Consider the following 14,271-nt stretch of genomic DNA (forward strand, 5'->3'; position numbering starts at 1 on the left):
TCACCATGTAAAGGAGAGCGTAGCGCCATGTTAACCGCCGCGATCATAACAGGCCTTGGTCTGGGGAGCATGTATGCTCTCCTTGCTTTGGGTTTCCATATTACCTTTATCGTCAGTAAGACGGTGAATTTTTCTCAGGGCAGCGCGATGATGCTTGGTGCTGTGCTGGCTTACACATTATGTATCACATGGGGTATGCCGTATTGGGTTGCTTTTTCTATCACACTGCTTTTAAGCGCATTATATGGACTGGTCATCGAGCGGTTCTTAGTGCGTCCGTTTGCCAGCAAAGGCTCCGATGCGTGGCTTATGGCGACAGTGGCTGGGGGGATATTGATGGACAACGCGGTTCTGTTCAGTTTCGGCAAAGAGCCAAGGCAGTTCACCAACACGTTCGCGACGACAAGTCTTGAGCTATTTGGTAGCGGTGTTTATGTACTGCAAGTCATGATCCCGGTTGTCGGGGTGGTCATTGCAGGTTTACTTGTCTTGGTCGTAAGGCATACCCAACTTGGTAAGGTGCTGCAGGCGAGCGTTCAAAACCCCAATTCAGCGCAGTTAATGGGGATTAATGTTAGTCGCGTGGTCGCCGTCAGTTTTGCTGTCTCTACGGTACTTGCGGCAATTGCAGGCATTCTCATCGCGCCGCTCTATGCCGTGCATTCGGACATGGGAACATTGTTTGGCTTGAAGGCGTTTGCTGTTGCTATCCTTGGCGGGATCGCGAGTGCCTCCGGCGTATTCAGCGCAGGGCTTATTTTTGGTTTAGTTGAAGCGATTGTCACCGTCTATTTTGGCTCTGCATTTACACAAATTATTACCTTTACTCTGGTCATTATAGCTTTGGCTGTGAAGCCGAATGGCCTGTTTGTTAAAGGTCAGGAGGTGAAGGTATGAGCGCTATCAATACCAAGTCTTGGTTATGGGTGGCGCTGTTCACCCTAGTAGGGGCGATATTGTGTTTCCTACTCGACAGTTATTCTCTGCTGGTTTTTACCCTATGCGTGTTAACGGCTATCGTCGGAATCGGGCTCAACATATTAATGGGGATGAGTGGTCAGATAAGCTTCGGTCACATTGCGTTCTACGCCATCGGTGCTTACGTGAGCGCACTATTATTACTCAATGATGTGCCGTTTGTGCTCGCCTTAGCTGCGGCATGTTTAGTGTGCGCAGCCATAGGAGCATTACTCGCCATTCCAGCAATGCGGGTTACTGGCCCTTACTTGGCAATGGTGACGATCGCTTTTGCCTTTGTGGTTCATCATGGTTTGATGGAGTGGAAGAGCCTCACTGGAGGCGCCAACGGATTGATGGGTATCATGATGCCGCAATTCGGAGAGATGGAACCTGAACGTCTACTTGCCTTGAGCAGCACTGCTATTTTGGGCTTAGGGTTACTCACCTATCAGCTGTTTTATTTCAGTGGTTGGGGCAAAGCGATGCGCGCGGTCAAGTCCAGCCCTATTGCCGCGAGATCGCTAGGATTTAACCCAGTACAGACGCAAACGCTCGCGTTTTCTTTGTCTGCGGCATTTGCTGGTATCGCTGGGGCGATGATCCCTCCGCTAATGATGTACATCAGCCCAAGTGCATTTCCGTTTACCCAGTCAATTTTGTTCGTTCTCGTCGTTATTTTGGGGGGAGTCGGCACGCTATGGGGGCCGGTCATTGGCGCTACTGTGGTCGTGTTATTGCCTGAACTCCTAGCGCCTCTGGCCGAATATCGCCTGCTGATATTCGCTGTTTTGCTATTGGTGGTTCTATGGGTGGCGCCAAGAGGTTTGATTGGAGAAGCCGCAGCGAAATTTCGTCGTTCATTCACCCAACTTCCGCCTAATTCTGTCAATCGTCATCTTATCGCGACGTTTTATGATCGTGCTGACAACGGGTTGAACGCGCTCAAAGTCAATAATATCGGTATCACGTTTGGTGGCGTGGTTGCGGCCAAAGCGGTGAGTTTTGACGCGCAGTTAGGCAAAGTGACGAGCATCATCGGTCCTAATGGCGCGGGCAAAACCACCGTGCTCAATATGATCAGTGGTTTTTATACGCCCGATCAAGGCAGTGTGATGTTGAATGAAGAGGTTGCGGGACTTCCTGCACACCGCATTGCCCGAAGTGGTGTTGCCCGCACCTATCAAACCACACAACTGTTTGAGGATATGTCGGTCATTGAAAACCTGCTTGCTGCAATGCAGCAAGGTACACTCGGTCACCCGTTTTATGCGGAGGGATCCGGTCAAAGAGATCTGGCGTTAAACCTATTGGCTTTGGTGGGCTATCGTGGCTCTATCCACACACCAGCGGAAGACTTGCCGCATGTTGATCGACGCTTGGTCGAGATTGCGCGTGCGTTGGCGACATGCCCGTGGGTGATACTGCTGGATGAACCTGCAGCTGGGCTGAGTAGAGAAGACACCGATCAGCTTGCTCAATTAATTAAGTCGATTGCAGGCTTTGGTATTGCGGTCATCTTGGTTGAGCATGATATGAAATTGGTGATGGGTGTCAGTGATGACATATTAGTACTGGATGCAGGAACGCCCATTGCCTTCGGCAAACCTCAACAGATACAACAAGATCCCAAAGTCATCGCCGCTTATCTTGGCGCAACCAGTTATACCGCACCGCCGCGTGAAAACAGATGGAAAGCGGAAAAAGAAGCCGTGTTGTTTACCAAGCAATTAACGATAGATTACGGTGCCTCACCGGTTGTGCACGAAGTGGACATTGAAGTGAACCCAGGTGAGTGTGTCGCCATCTTGGGCGCCAATGGCGCTGGAAAGAGCAGCATTTTACAAAGCCTCGCTGGTTTGAAAAAACCGCGCAGCGGTACGATTGGTCTTGACGATGCTTATATCCATCACCTCGATGCGAGTCAAATAGCGAAACGCGGATTGGCTTTGGTACCCGAAGGTCGTCAGTTATTTGGTGAGCTCTCCGTCAGAGATAATTTGTTAATGGGAGCACACAGCCGTCTAGATGAAGTGGATAAAGAGTCAGAAATTGAGGCTATTTTGGCGCGATTCCCTCGTCTTCGCGATCGTATCGACAGTCAGGCGGGCCTTCTATCCGGAGGTGAGCAGCAGATGGTGGCGGTAGGCAGGGCATTAATGGCGAAGCCACACATTTTGTTGTTGGATGAACCGTCACTTGGGCTCGCACCTTCGATGATCGCTGAGCTCTATGATGCGCTCGCGCAGCTCAGAGATGACGGCGTGACCATCTTACTGGTTGATCAGATGGCGAACCTTGCCTTGCAGATAGCCGATCGCGCGTACCTGCTTGAAACGGGCACCATTGTACAAACCGGCAGTTCGGAACAGCTACGATCAGATTCTGAGCTAGAAAAAGCGTATTTAGGAGTAAGCTCATGATAGCCGATACTGTAGTGACCAATTGCCGCTTGGACGGCGAGCCACAACTTAACTGCGCATTTATCAACGAGGGGGTGTTTGTTGGCTTTAAACGGCAAGTTGAACTTGAACCCAGTGAACTGAGGGGTAGGAAAGAGATAGACGCACAAGGCAGGTTGATGCTACCCGGTCTGGTAGAAACCCATGTACATCTTGATAAAGCATGCACGGTATCTCGGTGTGCCTTGCAAAAAGGCACACTGCAAGAAGCGATTGAACAGACCTCACGGCTAAAAGCGGAGTTCACTTATCAAGACATCTATCAGCGCGGGAAACAGATACTAGAGAAGGCCATCAAGCATGGTACCAGTTATATGCGTACGCATGTAGAGATTGATCCTGTGATAGGGTTGGTTGGTTTTCAGGCAATCTCAGCGCTCAAAAAAGAGTATGCCTGGGCGATAACGCTGGAGTTGTGCGTCTTTCCGCAAGAAGGCCTTCACAATAACCCGGGAACGTACGAATTACTGGCTGACGCACTCGATCAAGGGGCGGATCTGTTGGGGGGGTGCCCTTATACCGATAGTGAACCAGAGCAGCAGGTAAGGGTGCTGTTTTCTTTGGCCAAGCAATACGATGTGGATATTGATTTTCACCTTGATTTTGACCTTGATACATCCACCATGACATTGCCGTTTGTCATCGAGATGACGCAGGCATTTGATTATCAGGGACGGGTTACCGTTGGGCATGTGACAAAACTATCGGCGCTGCCATCACAAGCGCTCGCGCCCATAGCAGCACAAATGGCTATGGCAGGTGTTCATTTGACGGCGCTGCCGAGCACCGATCTTTTTCTCAACGGTCGTGATTTTGATTGTCTGATACCGAGAGGGGTGGCGCCGCTCAAGCCGATGAGTCAGCGCGGGGTGTGCTGCTCAATATCGAGCAACAACATTGAGAATCCATTTACACCTTATGGCGACGCGTCTCAAATCAGGATGGCGAATCTGTATGCCAACATTGCCCATTTGGCGACAAAAACAGAGTTAGCGCAGTGTTTTGATTGGGTTTGTACGGATTCAGCAAGGCTCATGAAAATTGTTCAGCATGGCATAGGGGTCGGAAAGGCGGCGGACGCGGTGTTTTTTGATGCGTTAGACAAAGCCGATATCGTCGCGAAGATAGCGCTCCCCACTATGGGTATCAAGCGCGGAAACGTCACCTTTACCAGGCCAGAAGTGCAGTTGCATCAATTGGAAAAGGCGCAATAAACGCTGGCTTGACGTCAGTATAGCTTGGGCGTAAGGCTCAGAGAACGAGAAAGAATAAGTGGTAAGCACAATACTGATATCAAAGGTTGAGTGCTTCACTCAAATCGAGTTCTTGCTCTTTGTGACGGCTTAAGTCGAGCTCAGCCTCAAGATGGTCGAGGTGGGCTAACATCACAGAGACGGCAAGGCTTGTGTCGCCAGACTTTAATGCCTCTATAAGCTGCAGGTGTTCATCATGCTGGCAGGTGGGAACGTCGTTACGCTGGTAGAGTGCGACGATTAACGAGCTGCGTACCATCAGGTTGTCAAACATCTCCATCAATACCGTATTACCACAGAGTCGCGCTAAGAGACGATGAAAGTCACACAGCGCGTCGACAATTTCTCGTCGATCATCGGTATGTACAGCAGCATGCTCACGCTCAATGTGTGCAAGAATCTCATGCCAATGGTCGGCCATCAGTTCGGATGAAATACCTTCTACGATACCTCTTTCAATCACCCGACGAGCCGCAAATACTTCTTTAGCTTCGGCTTCACTAGGTTTGGCCACCATCGCGCCACGGTTGGGCTCTATCTTAACGATGTGTTGCAGGGCCAAGCGTTGTAGCGCCGTTTGTACATGGTTACGGTTGGCTTGAAGTGCGGAGACAATTTGCGCTTCAACCAAACGCTGTCCCGGTTTTAGTTTGTGTTGCGCGACAGCAGTTGATAGCGCCGCCATAATTCTCTGCACTTCCTTTTGTTTATGCGTCGATGTGGTGGAACGCGACGTAACCATGTTTTTCAAGCCTTTGTAACCTATTCACTATCGTTAAGTCTAACTCTGTTTTCCCGCTAGTGACAACGTTATACCTTGTTTATATTGTTGATTTTCATCATCGACGACCAGTAAGTCAGTCGTTTTATTTATCGCACTGCTATTCTCACCATGAAACTTTTTCATGTTTAAAGTGAAGTAATACCAATATTCTTCAACTCGTGAACTCCGTATAACTGGCGTTAGGCTTTGACCCACCCAGCAGAGCCTAAATCGTCAGCGTTTTCTTAGGAAATAGGATAATTACAATGAATAACGAGTTCACTTTTAGGATTAAAAGCCTGCGTTTTGATGAGCATTATCAGCCGTCAGACAACACGCGTATTACCACCAACTTTGCAAACTTGGCACGGGGCGAGCAGCGTCAAGAGAACCTGCGAGCGGCGCTGCGAATGATGGACAATCGCTTTAATTCGCTTGCCCATTGGGACAATCCTACTGGTGATCGTTACGCATTGGAGTTGGACATCATCTCCGTCGAGATTGCGTTGGACGGGCAAAGTGACGCTTTTCCCTCGATAGAAGTCCTGCAAACGCATATTTTGGATCGTAAAAACAATCAACGCATTGAAGGTATCGTGGGGAATAACTTCTCTTCCTATGTGCGCGATTACGATTTTAGTGTCTTACTGCTTGAGCATAATAAGCAGACGAGCCAGTTTAGTGTGCCGCCAAAATTTGGTGAGCTGCATGGTCAACTGTTCCAGTCTTTTGTTCGCTCCGCGACATATCACCAATCGTTTAACAAGCGTCCGGTGATTTGCCTCAGTGTTTCTGACAACAAAATCTATCGCCGCACCAGCAATCAACACCCGGTGCTCGGTGTTGAGTATCTGCCGAATGAATCGTCGCTTACTGAGCAGTATTTCAAAAAGATGGGCTTAGACGTACGTTACTTTATGCCGCCGAACTGCGTCGCGCCCCTGGCTTTCTACTTCTTTGGCGACTTACTCAATGATTACACCAATCTTGAACTCATTAGCACGATCAGCACGATGGAGACCTTTCAAAAGATTTATCGCCCAGAGATCTACAACGCTAACGCAGCCGCGGGCGCGGTGTATCAGCCAAAATTGAACAATCTCGATCACTCTCTGACACAAATCGTCTATGACCGAGAAGAACGCAGCCAATTGGCAGTAGAGCAAGGGAAATTTGCACAAACGCACTTTATTCAACCGTATCAAGCGCGACTTGATCAGTGGTCAGAAAGCTACGCGTAACCATGATGAAAATACTGTGAAGGAACAATCGATGAAAACATTACTACCGACATCAACTGCGGGAAGCTTACCTAAACCGTCATGGCTTGCCGAGCCGGAGACACTCTGGTCCCCGTGGAAGTTAGAAGGGGAAGCGCTGCAAGATGGAAAACGCGATGCTCTGCGTGTTGCCTTGCAAGAGCAGCAATTCGCGGGCGTTACTATCGTCAGTGACGGCGAGCAAACGCGCCAGCACTTTGTCACTACATTCATTGAGCATTTGGGTGGGGTGGATTTCGACAATCGTCAAACCGTGACCATTCGTAATCGTTATGAAGCAAGCGTGCCAACCGTGGTTGGCCCGGTAAGTCGCATCAAACCCGTGTTTGTCGAGGACGCGAAATTTTTGCGCCAGCAAACTGACCAACCCATCAAGTGGGCACTGCCTGGGCCGATGACCATGATCGATACCTTGTATGATGCGCACTACAAAAGCCGTGAGAAATTGGCGTGGGAGTTTGCCAAGATCCTCAATCAAGAAGCAAAAGAGCTTGAAGCGGCAGGTGTCGATATCATCCAGTTTGATGAACCCGCGTTTAATGTGTTCTTCGATGACGTGAACGACTGGGGAATCGCCTGCTTAGAACGTGCGATTGAAGGGCTTAAATGTGAAACCGCGGTGCACATCTGCTATGGCTACGGTATCAAAGCCAACACTGACTGGAAAAAAACGTTGGGCAGCGAGTGGCGCCAGTATGAGGCCGTGTTCCCTAAGTTGCAGCAATCAAACATCGATATTATCTCACTGGAGTGCCACAACTCACGTGTGCCGATTGAGTTGTTATCATTGATTCGAGGCAAAAAAGTGATGGTGGGCGCTATTGATGTCGCCACTCATGACATTGAAACGCCAGAAGCGGTCGCAAGTACGCTCAGAGAAGCGCTCAAATATGTCGATGCCGATAAGCTGTACCCTTGTACCAACTGCGGCATGGCACCTTTGCCTCGCGAGGTCTCTGCTGCCAAGCTCAAAGCATTGAGTGACGGCGCCAAAATAGTCCGAGACGAGTTAGTCGCATCGGCGTAACGCATTGTTGAGCTCGGATTGTATGCGCTGGGTTTGACAGCCTCACCACTGAGGTCTATATTCAGCGCGTTATTTCACCTAAAGCGAGGACACAAGATGATTGTAATGATGAACAGCAACTGGGCAGTGAAAGGGTAAACCGCCAAATCGCTCTTTGTGGATAATCCACAGTCCCCCTTCTTTGCCCGGTATCGCCGGGGTCAACTCTATCCGAATTAGACCCTAATGCTCTATGTATTAAGGCGCATTGTTGCGTCTGGGATAATTCAATCATGAATACAAAATTTTCTTTTTTAACCGCGGCCAACAAAAAGCCGAATTTGCTTAAACGTCTCGGTTGGAAGCCATTTTTTCAGCAGCAGATCTCATTAGACGATTACGATGACACCCGCTGGGCTCGCGTCATCGCACATCATCGCAGTGGTTACGTGGTGCTAAGCCAACAAAGTGACGGCTATCAAGAGCATCATTTACCGATCACCCGTTCATTGCCAGCGATGACCGTTGGCGATTGGCTAGTGTTGGATGGTCAGCAACAGTTCTCGTCGCTACTTGAACGCCGAAGCCTGTTTAGCCGAAAAGCCGCAGGGACAAAGGTCGAACAGCAACTGATTGCCGCCAATGTGGACACCGTATTTATCGTCTGTTCGCTTAACTATGATTTCAACCTAAGCCGCATTGAGCGCTACCTTGCCCTTGTTAATGAAGCCAAGGTTGAGCCCGTAGTCGTGCTGACTAAAGCCGATTTGTGCGAGGATGAAGCGGCGCTGCGCCAACAGGTGCAGCAATTGGATCCATTTCTCATGGTTGAGAGTGTCAATGCACTTGACGCCAACAGCGTAAGTCGCTTGATGAGCTGGTGCGGCGAAGGCCAAACGGTGGCGTTTATCGGATCGTCTGGGGTGGGGAAATCCACGCTCGTCAATACCTTGCTAGGTGAGCACGAGCAAGCGACCGGTGGTATCCGAGAGGATGACAGCAAGGGTAGGCACACCACCACTTCGCGCTCTATTCACTTTCTGCCTTCGGGCGCGGTTTTGCTCGATACGCCGGGAATGCGAGAAATTCAACTAGCGGACTGTGAAGATGGCGTGAGTGAGACTTTTGCAGACGTAGCGAGCTTGGCTAAAGCGTGCCGCTTTGGTGATTGTCAGCATCAAAGTGAGCCGGGCTGCGCCGTGCAGCAAGCTATCGCCAATGGCGAGTTAGATGAACGCCGTTTTAACAACTACCAAAAGCTCTTACGTGAGCAGGCCCATAACGGCGCCACGCTTGCGCAGCAACGCGCGAAAAGTAAACAATTTGGCAAAATGGTGCGACGGGTAATGGGAGAAAAGCAAAAACGCAGAAACGGGGTGTAATCTCGATAAGCATCAAGGAGGCGAAATGCCTCCTTGAAATTAGGCAGCGGCCGTTTCATGCTGGTCGTATCGTTATTAAATGGTGATTACACTAAGTTATCACCTCAACTCTATATTGGTGTTATCCATGAAATCTTCACTTGGCTTCTTTCTTTTCAGCAGCGCGTTTTATGTCAGCGCTGATGTGACATTACCGCCGTTTGAGATTAATGACTCAACGTGGCGTGAAAAAGTGTTTTCTGGCAATACTCAATATCAGCCAATGCTAGGTGGTTCAGTGCTGCAAGCAGTCAGTGAAGAGAGTGCGTCTGGCTGGGTAATCGCTAAGCGTGTTGATCTTTTGCAGACACCGATGATCCATTGGCGATGGAAAGTGGACCAAGCACTCACCAGATTAGACGAGCGCAGCAAACAAGGGGATGATTATGCCGCGCGGATTTATCTTGTGATGGAAAAGGGCTTGATGGGACTAAGCTCACAAGCGCTCAACTACGTTTGGTCGAGCTCACAAAGTGAAGGCACTTCTTGGGATAATGCTTATGCAGGTGAAAGGGTCAAAATGTTAGCGGTGAAAGACCACGAGGCAAAACTTGGCTTATGGCATGATGAAAAGCGTAACGTTTATCAAGACTTCATCACCTACTTTGGCGACAAGGGTAGTGATATCGATAACGCCCGCGCGTACCAGTATATTGATGTCATTGCTATTATGACCGATACGGACAATAGTGGCGAGCAAGCCCATGCGTTCTATGGTGAAATAAGGTTTACAGAACAGTGAGTGATGTTTGTCACCATGGAATTTTAGTGATGAATGTTTTTGGGGTTTTATGAGTGATGGATGTCGAATAGAATCGGTTGTTCATAAACGACGAACCTCAGATCTCCCATTTGACCCCAGATGGGTAATCTCCATAATTGACCGAGTAGTGCTATGACTTTTTCTCCTATCAAAACTGCTGTAGTGGGCTACGGCTTTTCTGCAAAAACCTTCCACATCCCGTTTATTACCAGCTTAGAAGCCTTTGATTTTGTTGCTGTCAGCACCAGTAAGGCGGAGGTGGCCCAAGATTGGCCAAACGTCCAGCACTTTACAGACGCCGTGGCGATGCTTACTCAATCTGACGCTGAACTGGTGATTATTACCGCGCCCAACAGTGAACACTTTCCGTTAGCGAAATTAGCATTGGAAAAGGGGAAGCACGTCATCATTGAGAAGCCGTTTGTGACGAATGTGCAAGATGGTCAGGCGTTGATTGATTTGGCGAAACAAAATCAGTGTCTACTCAGTGTTTACCACAATCGACGTTGGGATGGAGACTTTTTAACCGTTAAATCCCTTATTGAAGAGGGCAGAGTGGGTGACGTTAAACATTTCGAGTCTCACTTTGACCGATTCAGACCCGAAGTGCGCGTTCGCTGGCGTGAACAGGCAACCGATGGCGGCGGTATTTTATTCGATCTTGGCTCGCATCTTATCGATCAAGCGCTTGAACTGTTTGGCTTACCAGAGGCGATCAGTGCTCATTGCAAAATGCTACGTCCATCGAGCACCACGGTGGATTACTTCAACGTTATGCTTCATTACCCCAACCGATTAGCAGTACTTCATGGCGATATGTTCAGTGCGGGCCCCAACCATCGTTTTAGCGTTAAGGGCACACAGGGCAGCTATGAAAAATACGGTCTTGATCCGCAGGAGTCTCAGCTAATTTCAGGAATGACACCTTTAGACCTAAGCTGGGGCCAAGAAAGTGAGGCGCACTTTGGGCGTTTTTATCACGGTGAAGGCTCTGAGCGCATTGACACTTTTTCGGGTCAATACCAAACCTATTTTGAGCAAATGGCCAGCGCCATTCGACACAACACGCCAGTCCCCGTCACGCCCGAACAAGCGCTAGTGACGATTCGCCTGATTGAATTAGCGATGCAGAGCAGTCGCTTAGGGCAAACATTAGCACTGGAAGGTGAATGGGAGTGGAATCAATGACTCAAGCGTCAATAGAGGTATTGTTAGAGCAAGAAGCTGAACTTCAGTTTGAACGCTTTAACAATGAGACAGCATGGGAGCTGGGGCTGGCGTTAAAACAGCGTGCCGAAGCGCAGTCGGCGGCTGTGCTGGTTGAAGTGTATGCATTTGAACAGGTCATCTTTCAGTTCGCCATGCCCGGAACCACAGCCGACAATCTAGACTGGGCGATGCGCAAACGCCGCTCTGTGATGCGATTTGGCCACAGCTCCTATTACTTAGGTCAGTACAATGCGCAAAAGCAGCGAGATTTTGAACGCCAAACGCACCTAGATGCGACTCAGTACTGTGCGCATGGTGGGTCATTCCCGATTCGAATTCGAGGTTGTGGCCTTGTAGGTGCCATCACGGTCTCGGGGTTACCTCAAGCTGTCGATCATCAGTTAGTGATTGAGGTGTTGAGTGACTATTTTGCGAATTGTTCAAGAGTCACCTAAATCTAGGTGACCTAAATCTGATGGCGAACAGTCTTGTGCTAGGGCGTTGGGATGCCCAGTTCAGCGCGCATTTGATCAATAATACGCATGTGCTCTAGCGTTGATGAGAGAGGGTGAATCTCACTAAATACTTGGCCACTGCGAATGCATGCCATGGCTTCACGAATCTGGTATTCAAACCCACCGCCGTGATGGGTGACCTGAAAGGTTTCAGGGGCGTTATAGTCAGCGTAGAGCGTGGCAGATTGGGCACCAAAGAAAGGAGCATCAATGACAATGCGTCCATGAGTGCCTGAAATTTGCATCACCATTGGCTCATCCACATGGAAGCTACAATGAAAGGTGGCATGTCGGCCGTCACCATAATCTAAAAGTGCATTAACCGTTTCTTCCACCCCTGTTTGCCCGACATCGCCGCTCAGTTTCCAGTCACACGGCGCTTGACCAAATAGGAGGTTCGATAGCGCGATATTGTAAATGCCAATGTCGTGCAGCGCTCCACCTCCAAGCAAGGGATCAAATAAACGATCATTTGGGTCAACATCCACCTTAAAACAAAAGCTCGAGTGAACCTGTTTCACTTCGCCAATTTGCGCCAACCATGTGTTCATATTTCGCCAAACAGGGAGAAATTTCGACCACAGCGCCTCCATGATGAAAGTGGACTGTTCTAAAGCGAGGCTCGCCAACGCTTGTGATTGCGCGGCATTCATCGTCAATGGCTTTTCACATAACACCGGTTTTCGGGCCAACAAGCATTGTTTTGCTAGCTCAAAGTGAAACGCATGAGGTGTGGCGATGTAGATGGCATCGATGTCGGGGTCGCGAATTAACTCGGCGTAATCCAAATATATGCAATCGATTCCATACTGATCAGCGAACGCCGTTGCGCGCTGTTTATCTCGACTGGCGACGGCTGTGATACAGGCATCGTCGACAACACTGATCCCTTTGGCAAAGTTATGCGCGATGCGACCCGGCGCAATCACGCCCCATTTCATGACGGGTTGAGTGTGGGTGGCTGACATGAGTTCTCCTTTCTCTTTGCAGTCTGCACTATAGCGTATTAATTAGGCAGCTCATGCGAACACAAACGAGAGTGTGAGCACTCTCAACTGCTTACCTTACTCGGTGACCATTTCTGGTGCAGGTTTCATGGTGGCCTCATCACTCACGGAAGTGGTCGTCTGATTGCTGAGGTGATAAATCATCGCAGGTAAGTCATTACGATAGAAGCTGGCAGTATAAGCACTGTTCGCTTTAGGCAGTGAAGCGGCAAATCGCTCAAGATCAGCACTCAGCATGTCCAGTGATGTCTCTTGGGCCGCATCAATTCGCTCATCAATCGTCTTGACCAAGTTGTTTAACGTCTCTTGGTATTGCTCAACCGTGTGACTGTTGACCGGTTGAAAAACGAAGAACAGGTTGGCTAAACGGAGCACGGCCATTTCTGTTTCTGGCGTTAGGGCATCAAGGGCACAAAAGCGTTCTATGTGGCCTTTGAATGTCTGTTTAATGCGTTTGGAGCGCAGCAATAGCGTCTGCTTTGCGTCTTGGCGACTTTTTCTACGTACAGATTCGGAGTGATAGTAGTGCGCCAGCAGCGCGGTAAGGACGATAGCCAACAAAATAACAAGGGTGAGTAACATAAAAAAGGAAAGGCAAGGATAACGTGGTAAAACAATGCATTAGTTTATATATCAATAGCGTTGAAAAGCAAAGGGTTTGATGGTGCAAACCCATTGCGTGTAATGGTTTGTGTGAGGACGGCGTTTTAGAGAAAACAGATCTCCGACGCTATTACCCGACTAATCCCAGATGGGTGCTAACCCATCTGGGTCGACTTCACGCCCATTTCTTTCTAATGCGTCGATGCGTGCCATATTATCATCACTCAGTGTTAGCTTTTGCGCCTCAAGGTTGCTGGCTAAGTTATCGCGCTTGGTCGATGAAGGGATCACAGCGTAGCCTTTGTTTAGCGCCCAAGCGAGTGTAACTTGCGCTGGGGTTGCGTTGCACTCAACCGCGATCTGTTTGATGACCTCATCGTGAAGCACTTTGCCGTAGGCGAGCGTCATGTATGACGTCACCTGAATCCCTTGCTGTTGCATGAATTCAACCAGTTTGTTGTTTTGCAAATAAGGGCTCAGTTCAATTTGGTTAGTGGCAATGTGATCGACACCGACGATATCAATCGCTTGCTGAAGCAGGTCGATATTGAAGTTCGACACGCCAATCTGTTTTGTCAGACCAAGCGTCTTTGCTTCCATCAGCGCCTTCATGTACTCCTCGATATTCTTGTCTGTCCCCGGCCAATGAATCAGAGTGAGGTCGACGTAATCCGTGTTGAGTTTCTTAAGGCTCTCTCGAAGGCTAGCAATAAGTGATGCCTCGCTCATGTTATCCACCCAAATCTTGGTGGTAACAAATAGCGATTCACGAGGCAGATTATTTGCCGCGATCACCTCTCCAATATCCGCTTCATTGCCATAGATTTGCGCAGTATCAATGGCGCGATAGCCCAAGTCGAGCGCGTGTTTGACCGATTGTTTTACTGTGTCTCCTGTCAGACGAAATGTGCCGACACCGAAAGTGGGAACTGCCATATGAACTCCTATTTTTAAAGGAAGGGTTTGTGTGCTGACTAATGTACGGTGTCTATTTCTTGCAGTATAGTTAACAAAAAGAAAATCTAATTTGAT

At 49.1% G+C, this 14,271-nt stretch carries 13 protein-coding genes; 9 read left to right on the forward strand and 4 right to left on the reverse strand.

Translation table 11 applies throughout. From position 1 onward, the window contains the following. The first annotated feature begins 27 nt into the window (after positions 1–27). Genes AC6R1A_RS02575 through AC6R1A_RS02585 form a run of 3 tightly spaced genes read left to right on the forward strand, consistent with a single transcriptional unit; the run spans position 28 to position 4,633 of the window. A complete protein-coding gene (locus AC6R1A_RS02575) occupies positions 28–897 on the forward strand; it encodes a branched-chain amino acid ABC transporter permease (protein WP_500634058.1) in 870 nt (289 codons plus the stop codon). Continuing rightward, entirely contained in the window at positions 894–3,380 is a 2,487-nt protein-coding gene (locus AC6R1A_RS02580) for a branched-chain amino acid ABC transporter ATP-binding protein/permease (RefSeq protein WP_500634057.1), read from the forward strand. The genes AC6R1A_RS02575 and AC6R1A_RS02580 overlap by 4 nt, the downstream gene beginning before the upstream one ends. Continuing rightward, the gene (locus AC6R1A_RS02585; RefSeq protein ID WP_500634056.1) at positions 3,377–4,633 is read left to right on the forward strand and encodes an amidohydrolase family protein; all 1,257 of its coding nucleotides are present in this window, start codon (positions 3,377–3,379) and stop codon (positions 4,631–4,633) included. The genes AC6R1A_RS02580 and AC6R1A_RS02585 overlap by 4 nt, the downstream gene beginning before the upstream one ends. A 79-nt stretch (positions 4,634–4,712) precedes the next feature. On the opposite strand, the gene AC6R1A_RS02590 is transcribed toward AC6R1A_RS02585, so the two are convergent. After that, on the reverse strand, positions 4,713–5,357 hold the full coding sequence (locus AC6R1A_RS02590; RefSeq protein WP_500625267.1) for a GntR family transcriptional regulator: 645 nt from the start codon (positions 5,355–5,357) through the stop codon (positions 4,713–4,715). Between the two features lie 344 nt (positions 5,358–5,701). Here AC6R1A_RS02590 and AC6R1A_RS02595 point away from each other — a divergent pair, with 344 nt between their 5' ends. The 6 genes from AC6R1A_RS02595 to AC6R1A_RS02620 all read left to right on the forward strand — a co-directional run bounded on the left by AC6R1A_RS02595 (position 5,702) and on the right by AC6R1A_RS02620 (position 11,569). Continuing rightward, positions 5,702–6,676 (forward strand): DUF1852 domain-containing protein, encoded by a 975-nt coding sequence (locus AC6R1A_RS02595; RefSeq protein WP_500634055.1) that lies wholly within the window; start codon positions 5,702–5,704, stop codon positions 6,674–6,676. A 31-nt stretch (positions 6,677–6,707) separates the two neighbouring features. Continuing rightward, positions 6,708–7,742, forward strand: a complete 1,035-nt coding sequence (locus AC6R1A_RS02600) for a methionine synthase (RefSeq protein ID WP_500634054.1) — start codon at positions 6,708–6,710, stop codon at positions 7,740–7,742. A gap of 272 nt (positions 7,743–8,014) precedes the next feature. Beyond that, a complete protein-coding gene (gene rsgA, locus AC6R1A_RS02605) occupies positions 8,015–9,103 on the forward strand; it encodes a ribosome small subunit-dependent GTPase A (protein ID WP_500634053.1) in 1,089 nt (362 codons plus the stop codon). A 127-nt stretch (positions 9,104–9,230) separates the two neighbouring features. After that, complete coding sequence (locus tag AC6R1A_RS02610; RefSeq protein ID WP_500634052.1) at positions 9,231–9,884, forward strand: DUF3047 domain-containing protein; 654 nt, start codon at positions 9,231–9,233, stop codon at positions 9,882–9,884. A 153-nt stretch (positions 9,885–10,037) separates the two neighbouring features. Beyond that, the gene (locus AC6R1A_RS02615; RefSeq protein WP_500634051.1) at positions 10,038–11,093 is read left to right on the forward strand and encodes an oxidoreductase; all 1,056 of its coding nucleotides are present in this window, start codon (positions 10,038–10,040) and stop codon (positions 11,091–11,093) included. Next, entirely contained in the window at positions 11,090–11,569 is a 480-nt protein-coding gene (locus AC6R1A_RS02620; RefSeq protein WP_500634068.1) for a heme-degrading domain-containing protein, read from the forward strand. Before AC6R1A_RS02615 ends, AC6R1A_RS02620 begins: the two co-directional genes overlap by 4 nt. Before the next feature lie 38 nt (positions 11,570–11,607). On the opposite strand, the gene AC6R1A_RS02625 is transcribed toward AC6R1A_RS02620, so the two are convergent. From AC6R1A_RS02625 to dkgB, 3 genes are all read right to left on the reverse strand, one after another. Next, complete coding sequence (locus AC6R1A_RS02625; RefSeq protein WP_500634050.1) at positions 11,608–12,597, reverse strand: Gfo/Idh/MocA family protein; 990 nt, start codon at positions 12,595–12,597, stop codon at positions 11,608–11,610. 96 nt (positions 12,598–12,693) lie between these two features. Beyond that, positions 12,694–13,218 carry a hypothetical protein gene (locus AC6R1A_RS02630; RefSeq protein ID WP_500628321.1) on the reverse strand — a complete coding sequence of 175 codons (525 nt, stop codon included), beginning with the start codon at positions 13,216–13,218 and terminating at the stop codon, positions 12,694–12,696. Positions 13,219–13,377: 159 nt separating this feature from the next. Continuing rightward, positions 13,378–14,175 carry a 2,5-didehydrogluconate reductase DkgB gene (gene dkgB / locus AC6R1A_RS02635; RefSeq protein ID WP_500634049.1) on the reverse strand — a complete coding sequence of 266 codons (798 nt, stop codon included), beginning with the start codon at positions 14,173–14,175 and terminating at the stop codon, positions 13,378–13,380. Between the last annotated feature and the right edge of the window lie 96 nt (positions 14,176–14,271).

It is taken from the genome of Vibrio sp. R10-SG3-ISO3, from assembly GCF_059834225.1.

Excerpts from the sequence above, each read along its gene's own strand:
- dkgB (WP_500634049.1), bottom strand. The coding sequence starts at position 14,175 with ATGGCAGTTCCCACTTTCGGTGTCGGCACATTTCGTCTGACAGGAGAC.
- AC6R1A_RS02630 (WP_500628321.1), bottom strand. The coding sequence starts at position 13,218 with ATGTTACTCACCCTTGTTATTTTGTTGGCTATCGTCCTTACCGCGCTG.
- AC6R1A_RS02575 (WP_500634058.1), top strand. The coding sequence starts at position 28 with ATGTTAACCGCCGCGATCATAACAGGCCTTGGTCTGGGGAGCATGTAT.
- rsgA (WP_500634053.1), top strand. The coding sequence starts at position 8,015 with ATGAATACAAAATTTTCTTTTTTAACCGCGGCCAACAAAAAGCCGAAT.
- AC6R1A_RS02625 (WP_500634050.1), bottom strand. The coding sequence starts at position 12,597 with ATGTCAGCCACCCACACTCAACCCGTCATGAAATGGGGCGTGATTGCG.
- AC6R1A_RS02615 (WP_500634051.1), top strand. The coding sequence starts at position 10,038 with ATGACTTTTTCTCCTATCAAAACTGCTGTAGTGGGCTACGGCTTTTCT.
- AC6R1A_RS02590 (WP_500625267.1), bottom strand. The coding sequence starts at position 5,357 with ATGGCGGCGCTATCAACTGCTGTCGCGCAACACAAACTAAAACCGGGA.
- AC6R1A_RS02620 (WP_500634068.1), top strand. The coding sequence starts at position 11,090 with ATGACTCAAGCGTCAATAGAGGTATTGTTAGAGCAAGAAGCTGAACTT.
- AC6R1A_RS02585 (WP_500634056.1), top strand. The coding sequence starts at position 3,377 with ATGATAGCCGATACTGTAGTGACCAATTGCCGCTTGGACGGCGAGCCA.
- AC6R1A_RS02600 (WP_500634054.1), top strand. The coding sequence starts at position 6,708 with ATGAAAACATTACTACCGACATCAACTGCGGGAAGCTTACCTAAACCG.
- AC6R1A_RS02610 (WP_500634052.1), top strand. The coding sequence starts at position 9,231 with ATGAAATCTTCACTTGGCTTCTTTCTTTTCAGCAGCGCGTTTTATGTC.
- AC6R1A_RS02580 (WP_500634057.1), top strand. The coding sequence starts at position 894 with ATGAGCGCTATCAATACCAAGTCTTGGTTATGGGTGGCGCTGTTCACC.
- AC6R1A_RS02595 (WP_500634055.1), top strand. The coding sequence starts at position 5,702 with ATGAATAACGAGTTCACTTTTAGGATTAAAAGCCTGCGTTTTGATGAG.